This is a genomic window from Jeotgalibacillus soli (genome assembly GCF_000829435.1).
Classification (GTDB): domain Bacteria; phylum Bacillota; class Bacilli; order Bacillales; family Jeotgalibacillaceae; genus Jeotgalibacillus; species Jeotgalibacillus soli.
Map to the genome: position 1 here is coordinate 45,446 of NZ_JXRP01000019.1, position 13,044 is coordinate 58,489.

The 13,044-nt window shown below is 38.0% G+C and carries 8 protein-coding genes and 1 other RNA gene; all 9 read right to left on the bottom strand.

All coding sequences use genetic code 11. From position 1 onward, the window contains the following. Positions 1-116 precede the first annotated feature (116 nt). Positions 117-3,743 carry a dynamin family protein gene (locus KP78_RS14410; protein ID WP_041090065.1) on the bottom strand — a complete coding sequence of 1,209 codons (3,627 nt, stop codon included), beginning with the start codon at positions 3,741-3,743 and terminating at the stop codon, positions 117-119. A 394-nt stretch (positions 3,744-4,137) separates the two neighbouring features. Further along, positions 4,138-4,911 (bottom strand): SDR family NAD(P)-dependent oxidoreductase, encoded by a 774-nt coding sequence (locus KP78_RS14415; RefSeq protein WP_041090066.1) that lies wholly within the window; start codon positions 4,909-4,911, stop codon positions 4,138-4,140. Between the two features lie 424 nt (positions 4,912-5,335). Further along, on the bottom strand, positions 5,336-6,847 hold the full coding sequence (locus KP78_RS14420; protein ID WP_041090067.1) for a carboxypeptidase M32: 1,512 nt from the start codon (positions 6,845-6,847) through the stop codon (positions 5,336-5,338). Positions 6,848-7,508: 661 nt separating this feature from the next. Further along, positions 7,509-9,434, bottom strand: coding sequence for an ATP-dependent DNA helicase (locus KP78_RS14425; RefSeq protein WP_041090068.1), 1,926 nt, complete (start codon positions 9,432-9,434; stop codon positions 7,509-7,511). A 99-nt stretch (positions 9,435-9,533) separates the two neighbouring features. Further along, entirely contained in the window at positions 9,534-10,670 is a 1,137-nt protein-coding gene (locus tag KP78_RS14430; RefSeq protein WP_041090069.1) for a THUMP domain-containing class I SAM-dependent RNA methyltransferase, read from the bottom strand. A gap of 180 nt (positions 10,671-10,850) precedes the next feature. Next, an RNA gene (gene rnpB, locus KP78_RS19390) (RNase P RNA component class B) lies at positions 10,851-11,243 on the bottom strand. Positions 11,244-11,359: 116 nt separating this feature from the next. Further along, the gene (gene gpsB / locus KP78_RS14435; protein ID WP_041090070.1) at positions 11,360-11,674 is read right to left on the bottom strand and encodes a cell division regulator GpsB; all 315 of its coding nucleotides are present in this window, start codon (positions 11,672-11,674) and stop codon (positions 11,360-11,362) included. A gap of 59 nt (positions 11,675-11,733) precedes the next feature. Continuing rightward, positions 11,734-12,300 carry an SLOG family protein gene (locus tag KP78_RS14440; protein WP_041090071.1) on the bottom strand — a complete coding sequence of 189 codons (567 nt, stop codon included), beginning with the start codon at positions 12,298-12,300 and terminating at the stop codon, positions 11,734-11,736. 93 nt (positions 12,301-12,393) lie between these two features. Then, positions 12,394-12,609 (bottom strand): CotD family spore coat protein, encoded by a 216-nt coding sequence (locus KP78_RS19395; RefSeq protein ID WP_084220096.1) that lies wholly within the window; start codon positions 12,607-12,609, stop codon positions 12,394-12,396. Positions 12,610-13,044: the final 435 nt, after the last annotated feature.

Consider the following 13,044-nt stretch of genomic DNA (forward strand, 5'->3'; position numbering starts at 1 on the left):
AAACTGGTAATGTGGTTTTGTATCAAAGCCTAGTCGCCCGCATAGATATCGCATTCTATTTGCTGTTTTATCAGCAACAAAATGTATGCATGTAGCACATGCATGAAAGTCCTTCATTAAACATGTACTCCTTCTCTAATCGTATGTAAGGCCTCTTGCCAATAACCAACCATTTCTTTAGATTGCAGCCCCTCAATTGATCCATTGATTTGATTGATAAGATCTGCCATCCATCTATTATACAGCTCAATTCCTTCTATAGAAAGATAATCACTTATCCATTGTTGAAGGTGATGAGTGACAGCATTTATTTCATTAGTAGAACGATTTTGGAGATTTTCCTCTAAACGATCCCGCATGATTCTTTTTTCATTTTTTTCAAAGAAGGATTTCGTATTTTTAAACAAGGAAAGCTCCTCCTTGAAATCCTGCACATTCGTTTTTTCAAACCAATTTAAAAAAATCAACAGGTCTTTTGAGGTTAAATCCACATTAGGGAGAATCAATTCATCCTGTGATATACTGAGCGATTCTATTTCAAGCTTTAACTGATCATGAAGCTGATGTTGAATAAAAATAGCCATTCTATGATTAATTACACGCAATTCTTGGGAAAAATCAAAACCAAGCATTTTTAGCAATGAAGCCAATGCTTGTTCAAGTGCTTTTTGATTTGACTGGTGAACGAATAAAGTTGGGTTAAATGACTCTTTGAAAAAATCAGAAAATCGATAAAAGACTCTTTGTTTCATATAATGAAGCAATTCAGCCAGTTCTTGTTCCGTTCTTTTCTTTACCGAATGTAAATCCGGCTCAGACAGACGGCTTTGGATGCGTTTCTTAGCTTCTTCAAGCTTTTTAAGTCTCTGGATCTTTTGTTCTTCGTTTTGGGAGGCTTCCTTAACTAGCCGATCTAATCGCCTTGTAATCATTTCGCAATCTTGTTCAGCCGCTAAAAGCGCCATCCCTTGTAAATCATACTCAAGAAAATGATTGAATTCGCTTTTGAATAACTCGATTCCTGACTGATGTACAATCTCTTTTTTAAAACTGATTGCTTGGATACTCGATACCCCGTAAATACGCGGAAAACGAATCCCAAATGCCGTTAATTGATCTTGAACATAGGCCAGAACCTGCTCTTTTTCTTTTTCTGAATCCGCTAGATCAGCCGCATTTACAATAAAAAACATTTTATCAAGTTCAAAGCTTTCTTTTACTCTGCCTAATTGAATGAGAAATTCTCGGTCTGCTCTTGCGAATGCATGATTATAATAAGTCACAAATAATATTGCATCTGCATTTCGAATATAATCAAAGGAGACATCTGTATGACGAGCATTAATCGAGTCAGCCCCCGGTGTATCTACCAGCGTGATTCCTTGTCTTGCAACCGGTGAATCATAGTATAAATCTATGGATTCAACAAAGCATGACTGATGTTCATTCGCAACGAATCCCTCAAATTCGGAACGATCCGTTTCCATGGCAGCACCGAGCTGTTTTTCATAAGCAGGCCATCCTTTTAAAAATGCACGAATAAAACTTTTTTTCGTTTCAAGGCCATTGATTTCACCTGTTTTTTCCATCAGCTTATGAGATGCATCGAAGGCAGCCACTAGGCTTTGCGGTTCATAACCAAACCCTTGCATAGCCGATTGAAGATCACGTAATAAATGCTCTTTTGTTTTAAAATAGATCGTCACCGCACCATGCTTACGTTCTTCTGTTGGTGGTTTAATTCGATTAATGGCAGCAGTAGTCGGGTTAGGTGAAACAGGCAACACCTTCTCACCAAGAAGTGCATTCGCAAAAGAAGATTTCCCAGCGCTAAATGCACCAAATAATGCCACTGTAAAGTCTTTTGACTGTAAACGCTCAGCCCGACGGAAGAGTTGTTCCCGCTGATGGTCAAATCCTTTTAACGATGTAATGGCATGACCAGTGCGAAGAAGTTTCGAAATGATCTCCCCTTCATCATGATCAGTCACATTTCTACTTTCTTCAAGAGAGACTACTTTCTCTATTTCTTTATCAGTTTTCTTAAAGTTCAGGATAGAAAGATCACGAGTCTGTATTATTAGTGCATTGGCTGCTCGCCATTTATTTTGCCATGCATTAATCGTAAGATCAGCTTCATCATAATGGATCTTTTTTTGTTTTTCGCAGGTTTTTTTTATCCGATTTTTATGCTGAAGCAAGCTTCTCAATGCATTTGCTTTTTTCTGAATGGTCATCAATTTTATTTCTGATTGTATACTCTTCTGCTCAATCAAGTCATGATAGTCAGTTAGTATTTGCTGTTTTATCTCTTCAAGTATATTCTTGGCTTTCACTCTAATTCCATTCGCAAGGCTTTCACAATAATGGAGTACATATTGTCCATTCACCTCTGCTCCTTTTTTATGAAACTGAAGCAGTAATTCGTCCGTAATAAGAAGATTTATCTCCTCAATTCTTGCCGACCAATCCGAGTCAACTATTCCCGCTTTTTTTAATGCTTGATGGCATGTATTTTTCATATGCCATACTAGCCGCGCCTGAACGGTCTTTTCTAAGGAATTGATAAAAGCTCGCTTGCGAATGTTTCGTTCCTGCTCTGTTTTTTTTGAAGAAAACAATAATCCGATTTTAAAAGAGGGCTGTAACGTTTCGAGAAAACGAGAAGCTATATCCCTAACATCTGCAGGCATCAAATAGGCATGGTCGAGAAGCTGTTCACGTTCTTTATCGAATGATTGACTCCATTCTTCCGTAGATGTAAAATGCTTTTCATTTATCAGCTCTTCTTCTAGTTTAAAAATGGTTTCCTGTTTCAAAAGGTCCTCATCAGATAGCCACTCCTGATAGGTATCGAGCATATCTACATATTCGTTCTCCATATACGTTTTGTGTTCATCCATTAGGAGAGATAATGATGCCTTTGCCGTTTGCAGAATAACTTCATCACGCTGTAAAAGAAGCTCCTGAATGTATGATTGAACCTTTTGCAGCTCATTTTCAGGATGGGTTTTGTCTTTTAGCGAGGTATAGTGATAAGCAATAGGTGATGCACCCCAAGACTCGAATGCATCTGTTGTTGACTGTTTAAATACTGAAAAAGGTAATTCTTCTTCACGATGTTTATCAATTTGATTAATAATGGCATGCACAGAAACGCCATGCTGTGAAAGGTTTCGTATGTATTCAAAATTCATTTGGGACTGAACATGATTATAGTCCATGACATAAAACACAATGTCAGCTAAATGAATAGCAGATTCTGTTGATTGTTTATGGGCATCGTCTACCGAATCAATACCCGGAGTATCCATAACGGTTACATTATCAGGTAATTTCGTATTGGATCTATAAAGGTCAATTTTATTAATTTGAAGTCCGTCTCTTCCCAATTCGCCAATAACGGTTTCATTCAGTGGAGGAAGAAGTTCAATTATTTTTCCCGCTGTTGTTGTAACGAAAATTTGATTTTCATCCGCTGCATGAATAGCAATTAAGTTCGCACTCGTTGGAATGGGACTTGACGGTAAGATTTCTTCATCCATTAGTGTATTAATCATCGTTGATTTTCCGGCAGAAAAGTGGCCGCAAAATGCGACAATTAGCTGTTTTTTCTCTATTTTCTTTGCTAAAAGCTCTGTTTTTTTTGCACGGGCTTCATCTTTATTCTTAAGACAAGTATTGTAGAAATTAGCGAGCTTCGCCAATAACTCTTTATCAGACAAGCTTTCTTCCTTAACCATTGTCAACAGCATCCCCTTTACCAAAGCTTATCTTCATTGTAGCGGATTTTCTTTATGAATCCTATATCGAAAAAAGTCCTAAAAACATGAATTGAATCATTCCTAAATAAACATTGGATAGCGGGCTCGATGAAATAAATAACTCAAAAAACGAAAAATTCAAATTGACAAATATAGGTTCACCCCCATAAACCTATATTTGCAATCAGACAAAAACAAATGGGTATTTTAATTGGAATAACCAGAGAAGCGAGTGGAAATATCTCGATAAATAGCGATTAACAGCATTTCGTCCAACTTGATGCTTTAATGTTCGGAATGCCCCTTGTAGTTGAAATGCCGAAAGCTTTCATTTGAGAATTAGGTAACATGATCACTGGTGCATTTGTTGAGATTAAAAACCTTGAATAGTCATGCCTCCATCAACAAATAGTGTCTGACCAGTGACATAGCTGCCAGCTTCAGAGACCAATAAAATAGCCGGACCAACTAATTCGTTTAGCTGACCGATTCTATTTAACGGTGTAACCGCAAGAATATCATGTAAGTATTCATCATTTGTTAGAAGCTGCTCCGTTAATGGAGTTTCAAAATACCACGGTCCAATGGAATTGACCCGGATATTGTCCTTTCCCCATTCGAGTGCAAGGACCTTGGTCATTTGAATCAGTGCAGCTTTAGAGGCCGCATATGCAACACCCGTTCTGAGTGCCACATGACCTGCGACGGAAGAGACAGATAATATACTTCCTCCCGTACCTTGTTTTTTCATGATCTTGCCTACCTCTTGAGACATCATGAAGGCAGACTTTACATTTGTCTCCATTATTTTAGTCCATTCCTCATCTGTTACATCTGCTGCAGCCGAACGAATATTTATGCCTGCATTGTTAACTAATATATCAATAGACATAACACTCTCTTTAATTTCTTCCACACAAGCTGTAATCTCTTCCCTGGATGTAACATCAACTGTCATAACGTATGCCTTCACGCCCAATTGACGAATGGTATCTGCCGTATTTTCAAGGTCGTTTTTTGTTCTTGATATGAGAACGACATCCGCTCCAGCTTCTGCTAACCCAATCGCTAAAGCACGTCCAATTCCTCTCCCAGCTCCAGTTACTATTGCCGTCTTATGATCAAGTCGAAAAGATGGTAAATACATCAATTCATTCCCTCCTTGGTCGTTTTTACTTGCTTCATTATTTATAGTTAGTCATGGAGTGGATAAAAATTCATGCTTATTCATACACATGTATCCAAACACTGTTTAGTGCTTTATTAATTCTTATCAATATAATTGCTGCCTGCTTTCCTTCATGTGTGCTGCCAGCAAAATAAAAATGGATCTCATCATTATAGACAAAATTGCATGTTGAATTTTTTATTTTTAAAAATTTTCCTATGTTAAAGATAATGGTTTATTTTTGCACGATGTTGATTGGAGCGTTAGATGTGAGACACCTACGGGAAAAACGAGTCAAAGGAAGACCTCACAGGCGCATAGCGCCGAGGAGGCTTCCGGACCGCCCGAGGAAAACGAGCACCTGAAGCGGAAATCAACAGGCAAGTTTAACAAAGCCTAAAATTTATAAAGAATAAATCTTTGTATACTTTTCTGTTAAATAATCAATTAAATATTGAGCATTTAATCCCTCACCAGTCGTGTCCTGTAAGATTTCCAACGGTTTTTTCATTTTACCAAACTGGTGAACATGTTCTTTCATCCACTCTTTTATCGGTGTTAATTCTCCTTTTTCCAACAGATCATTATAGTTAGGAAGGTCCTGTACCATTTTGTTCTTAAACTGCGCAGCATACATATAACCAAGTGCGTATGATGGGAAATAGCCAAACGATCCACCCGACCAGTGCACGTCCTGCAAAACACCTTCAGCATCGTTGGATGGACGTACTCCCAGATATTCTTCATATTTACTGTTCCAGATTTCCGGCAGATCTTCTACCATGATTTCATTATTAAATAATCCTTTTTCAATTTCATAGCGAACCATCACATGCAGAGCATACGTAAGCTCGTCTGCCTCTACTCGTATCAGCGAAGGTTTAGTTTCATTGATTGATCTAGTAAAATCCTCTACTGAAATTTGATCAAATTGTCCGCTTCCATGCTGCTTTAATAAATCATAATAACATTTCCAAAAAGAGAGGTGACGTCCTACAAAATTTTCATAAAAAAGGGACTGAGATTCATGAATCCCCATTGAAGTCCCTGCAGCTAAAGGTGTCCCCACCAATAATGAGCTAATATTTTGTTCATAAAGTGCATGTCCGCCTTCATGGATTGTACCAAATATTGCCCCTCGAAAATCATTTTCATCATACCTTGTTGTTACACGTACATCTCCCGTATTAAGGCCGATGGCGAAAGGATGTACTGCCTCATCCAACCTTCCTGCATCAAAATCATAGCCAATTTCTTGGAGTATTTTTAAACTGAATTCCTTTTGCTTAGCTACCGGGAAATGCGTATACAAAAAATCTGTTTCTGGTTTATCTCCTGATTGTTGAATGTTCTTTACGAGAGGAACAATTGCTTCTCGAACTTGGTTAAATACTCGATCCAGTACATCGACGGTTACACCTGGTTCATACATGTCTAATAATGTGTCATATGGATTTTCATCCTTATCCCAATACTGAATAAATCGTTTATTTGCTTCCACTAGTTTTTCCAAATACGGTTGAAACATAGAAAAATCAGATTTCGCCCTCGCTTCTTCCCATACGCTCTCTGCTTTTGACTGTAAAATTACATATTCACGGTATTCATCTGCAGGTATTTTTTTGTTGCGTTCGTATTCTTTTTGACAAATTTCTAACGTTTTAACAGTGACCTCACTGAGCTCGTTTTTATGAGAGGATAATCCAGCAATAAATGATGCCATTTCATCTGACGTTGACATCGCAAAAACATCTGAAGAGAGTGTGCCAATTACTTGAGAACGCTGATCGATCGCTTTCTTTGGAGCACCTGTACGAAGATCCCAATAGATTAGAGCGATGGCTTCATTGTATGCCGTCATTTTATGAACGTAGCTAATAAATTCTTTTTCTAATTGTTGAAATCCTGCGGTCATTTTTATTCCTCCTCCGATATATATGCCGACTCATTTTATCATATTTTTCTGAATAAAAGACAGTAAGAAAAAGAGAACCTATCGGGATTACGGGTTCTCTTTAGGTGAACTTCTTATTCACAACTGCCTGTTGTAAAATAAATGAACAACTGAAAAAACACTATTTCGTATTCTTATCGTTTGTTATTAATAAATTGTGTCAAGTCTTTTGGTACTATCAAGCATCGAAATGAAAATGAAACTGTAAGAAAATGATGTTCGACTAACAAAGAATGAAAACATTTATTTTTATTGAAAGTCTTCTATATTCGGTTATAAAGAAAGGTGAAAAAATGTGAATATAGTACGCTCTGTCATTGGCTAGCACCTTTTACGCTACCACAGATTAAAGTTGAAATAGCTATAACGCTAACCGCCATCTCTCCCTTTAGGTGATAGGCGTAACAAATACTAGAATCGCGTTCTTCTAAAAAAATTTCGCTTGTTGGGTGAATCTAAGAAAAAATACATGCTATCCAGTGAATTATTTAATATGAGAAAAATCATTAGGTTCCTTTATTTCAATAACAAAAGACCAAATCCTAATTGCGATTTGGTCTTTTGTTATTAACTACTTTACAAAACTCTCGCGAAGAGAACACCGTTACGATCGGTCTCTTTTTTAGGGCTGAAGTGTTTTTGGCGGAACTGGCAACACAGCTGTAAGCTCATCCATCCATCTGGCATCTTCAGTTTTGATAAAAATGTGTATAGATCCAGCATCAAATGAAGTTCGAATCAGCCTGCCGATTCCCTGTTGAAATCTCAACAGCATATAAGGAAGATCGACATCCATAAGCGGATCATTTACATGCTTTCGCTTTGCCTCAAAGACAGGATCTTTTGGCGGGAATGGAAGAGAATCAATAATGACCTGACTTAACGATTCCCCCGGAACATCGAGTCCTTCCCATAAATGATGAGAGCTTAATATGCTTGATTCATTCAGTTGAAACTTTTCGACCAAGGTACTTATTTCTTCGTCACCCTCAAAATAGATTGGCGATCGGTTTATTCCATGAGATGAGGCAAACCTGAACAGATCCTGATCTTCTTTTGAGTTAAATAAAAGGAGACTGCCCTTTTGATGAGCATTTAATAATTCTACTTGAATGTCGCCTTTTGAAATTTCATCAATAATATGAATGTTTACGTCCATTGATTCTTCATAATCGAACGGTGAAGAAACAGAGAAGGCATCATACTTGTCGATCCCCAGACTATTGGCTAAATAAGAAAAATCTCCTTTAACAGCCAGAGTGGCTGATGAAAAGATAAAGGGAATTGATTTTGAGAAAACCTCTTCACGTAAAATGTCTTCTACAAGTCTTGGCATAATGACAAGTGTTTCATCTGATCCAGATTCTTCAAGCCAAATAATAGCACCATCATCTTCTACAAATAACTTTAATGAAAATAGCACCTGTTCAAGGTATTCTTCAACTATTTTTAAATCATATTCGTCTATTACATATAGCTCTGACTCAAAAACAAGCTCTTCTAGAAGCTCATCTATACTGGCCTTTAACGTCATAGAACTTGATATAAGATCAGGATGACGGTTTATGGAACGGCGTTCAGACGCATTCTCACGATCTGTATGACGACTAATTTTTGCAAACCAATCATCATGCTGTTCAATAATACGGTCGACTAGATAAAGTGTCTTTTCTCTTATATTATTACTTGATAATTTATCTAATACGACAGATAAATTTGATAATGAGGTCCGATAAGTTAAGGCTTTTTGTGCTGCAAATTCAAGTAAATGACCCTCATCAAAAATAACGGCACTAGCTTCTGGTAAAAGTGGGAGCTGCCCTTCTCTCTTTCTAGCATCCTTTGTCCAAACATGTTCCATATAAAAATCGTGCGAACACACGATTAAATCCCCAGCCGCACGGTAAAATTCGCGATTCAATGTCTGACCGCATCGATGTCTAAGTTCACATGAAAGACAATCCTGAAGAGAATCATAATTAACTTGCTTCCATTGTTCATCACCTAGAAAAGGGTATTCCTTTCGATCTCCATATGGGTAAAACGACGTCATCGACCCTTTTCCATACACAAACTCAGGAAGCTGGCTATAAACGTCATCAAGATCTTCATCATCCGAATGCATCGACGCTTTTTCAAGCTTTTGCAAACAAAGATATTGCTCTCTGGATTTTGCTAAGCGCACATCAATTTCAAGTCCTAGTAGATCTTCTATCTTTTTGATATCACCCGTTTTTTTCACAAGTTGTTCAATCAGTGTTTCGTCAGAGCAAGCAATGATTGCTGGCTTTCCAGTGTATCTTGCATAGCAAATTGTGTACAAAAGGTATGCAAGGGTTTTTCCTGTGCCTACTCCGGCTTCAGCAAACATAACTGATTTTTTTTTGAAGGCTTGTTCAAGCTGGAAGGCCATATACACCTGTTCATCTCGCAGCTCTAAACCTTTCTCAGGAAAAATATCGTAAAAAACATCTCCAATCCAATCTCCTAATGCCTCGTAGAATGATTGATCTCCGGTTAAAGGAAAAGGTAATGATTTTGTAGCCACTATCCATCGGCTCCCTTCAAAATAAGTAGTTCAACAGCTGGCCGCTCTTATTAACATAGATAAGAAAGGCATGCGATTTGTCAATGCATGCCCTTTACATCATAATTTTGGTGGTCTTGTTCCCCAGTATTGATAATAATCAGTTCGAATAAAACCGTTAAATAGTTTACGTTTCTTAGTTGCAGGCTTTCCGTAAAGCTCTTCGAAAGAAGGATGAGATGTGATAATGTATTTAGACCAGGTTGGGTATGCTTCAAACGCTTGTCCCATATCTTTGTACATTTGTTCTACTTCGCGTTCTTCTCCTAGCCGCTCACCATACGGAGGATTCCCCACGATCACGCCATATTCTTCATAGGCCGTAAAATCTTTTATTTGCATTTGCTTAAATTGTATAAGATCTCCAAGACCAGCTTCTTTGGCATTTTCTATGGCGACATCAACCATGCGATGGTCGATGTCAGTCCCGTAGATTGTTAGCGGCTGATCATATTTTGCAAGGTCTTCAGCTTCCTGTCTTGCTTTTTCCCATATTGCTTTTTTCATCCAAGGCCATTCTTCCGAGATGAAGTCACGGTTAAAGCCCGGTGCAATATTTTGACCGATAAGTGCCGCTTCTATTGCGATTGTACCTGAACCGCAGAACGGATCATGAAATGCACGATCTGCACGCCAATTCGTTAATTGAACAAGAGCAGCAGCCATTGTTTCTTTAAGAGGCGCTTCTCCTTGATCCACTCGGTATCCACGCTTGTGAAGACCAGTACCGCTAGTATCGATTGTTAATGTGGCAATATCATTACGGATCGCCACTTCAATTTTAAAGGTTGGACCAGACTCATCAAGAAAACTCATTCTTTTATAGGATGCTTTTAATCGTTCAACGATTGCTTTCTTTACGATTGCTTGGCAGTCTGGTACACTGTATAGCTTTGATTTGATCGACTTACCAGCTACCGGAAAGGCTGCATCTACAGGCAGCATCTTTTCCCACGGCAGTGCTTTCGTCTGCTCAAATAACTGATCGAAACTAAAAACCTTGAATTCTCCAACTATTATTTTTACCCGATCAGCTGTCCGTAACCATAAATTTGTTCGTGCTATCGCTTCTTCATCGCCTTGAAACAGAATTTTCCCATTTTCAACCTGGGTATCGTATCCTAATTTTTGAACTTCTTTTGCTACAACCGATTCAAGCCCCATTGCAGCAGTAGCAACCAATTGAAAAGTAGTCATTTTTTCACCCTTATTTCGTTTATTTCAATGAAATTGATATAAATTCATTTGTTTTTTTAAAACATCTTATCTCTATACATGAAAAAAAGGCGGACCCGCATATACCTATACGAATGGCCCTGCCTCCTAAGTCTTCACTTCATAACAATTTTTTAATCTTTGGTACAATCAATCATGATGATCTGTAAGCCATGTTTTGTTCCCAGTACTACAAACGCGTAAATACGCTCGTACTTGGGCGGCAATCATCTATCTATCAGCATGTTTGTTATGCTGATCCTTCCCCTTGTTCAATTCCTTGGGGAAAGTGCCCCTACCATAGTTTGAGTTTCTCACTCGCGGGGTTTACCTCGTTCCACTTCCACCATTTCTGATGGAACTACGTCACTGTGGCACTTTCAAGAGGTTCATACCATATTCCAAGGAACTTAGGTATCACCTCTGCCGTCAAACCAGTCTAAACCGGAATGCCCTGGCTTATTTTTTGGCCAGGCACGAACACTACGGGCATCTCAGCACCGTGTGAGCATGGACTTTCCTCTGCAGCAAATGCTGCAGCGATTGCCCGATCATCATGATGGATTCGCCAAGAATTTATTATACATGATCGAATTGTTAATAGCAAACAAAAAATGGACTAGTCTGCAACTAGACCATTTGCTACCCCTATCTATGTAAGTTGTAAGTGATTATCGATCTTCGTAAAGCTTTCTCCCAAATACTTCTTTTTCAAGATTTGATAGTCGTTTTAAAATATCAAAATTGGTTGTACCGGCTGTTGACGGTGCAGGTGCCTGTGTACGTTTCGGCGGTTCGTTTACCTGTTGCTGCAAGCGTTGGTTTTCTTTTTCTAGATCATTAATTCGTTCTTGAAATGCTTCATAATCTTTTATTATTTGATCGAGAAATGCATCAACTTCTTCAGGCTTATACCCTCTCATTGCTGTCTTAAATTCTCGCTCTAGTATTTCCTTTGCTGTTAATTTCACCATATTTTCACTCATCATTTTCACCCCTACAGTCATAACCACTATCTATATTTTTTCAAAAAGCGGACGACTTGTCAATCTGTATTAAAAGATCTGTTGTTCCATTGCTCTTCTTCAACAATCAACTGAAGATCTTGAAAAGTCACTTGAATAATTTCATACGAGTGATTTTCCTGATATTGCTTCGCAAGCTGCCATAGGTATTTAGGAGAGCCATCATGCTCCTCATCATAAACCATTAGCAGTCCGTCAGATTTTGTAATTAAGAATTTATTTTTATTGCTTAATTGTTGAGGGTTTTCATAAGGCTTTTTTGATATTGCCTCCACAAAATCTGCCTGATTGGCAATTTGTTTGTACATCTCCTGATTGGCTTCATTCCATTTCAATTCGTGATCAGCGTATGCGGTTAGTATAGCCAGGCTCAAATTTGGATATAGCTCTTTTAATTCCAGTACAACCTCGCCTGCCCAAAGCTCCACCCCCAACTGACCAGATATAATAACCCATTCCAGCCCTTCCTCTATTCGTTGAAGGAGAATTTGTTTAATCGCTTTCTTTATATAAAAAAGCGCAGGATCTGTCTGTTTAAAGACACCGATTTCTTGAGACTTATAGCCACTAATGGTCAAAACCTTCATAAACGCACACCTTCTTATTCTAAACATAAAATAGAAAAGGCTGACATGATAGCCAGCCAAGACATATTTGTATCCCCTGTGATAGGGATCAAATTAAAAAGGACGGTTGCAATGAAAATGCTGATTTGCCGCTGTCTGCTGAAAGTTTTGTGATTGCGGGAAATAGTGTTGGTGTTGATATAACTGGTGAAGTACTGTTGTATTTTGAATAGGATGGATATGCGGAACTTCAATTACCTCAGTTATATGATTTGTGCAACACATTGTTGGATGTACGATCGGTGGTAAAAGTCTTCTTGGACAATGCACGGTTGCTCCCCCTTCCTTGGTTTCCTTTTCAGGATAACCTTGCTTACTTTAAGGTATGAAGGAAAGGTGCTGCTTGACCTATGCAAACCGCTCAATTATTACAAAGAAGTCAACTGATCACCAATTGTCGAAAAAAAGAATGCTGTAAATCCTATAACAAAGAAAAATAATATTAATATCAATTTTCTCATATTTTCAACCCCATTATATTGTATAGTATTAATCTTACAATGTAATAGACGTCCTCTCAAGTCAGCATACCTTCTCTACTTATGAACATTTTGTGACAATTTTTTTATGTTAAAACGATTTATAAATTTGTTTTTTATTTCAATACTCTCTTATTTTTTAAAATATCTACCAGCAAGCAATGAAAATCGTCGAAACGATAAAAAACTTCCCTTAATCGGTCGAATACGCAGTAAGTAAAACATC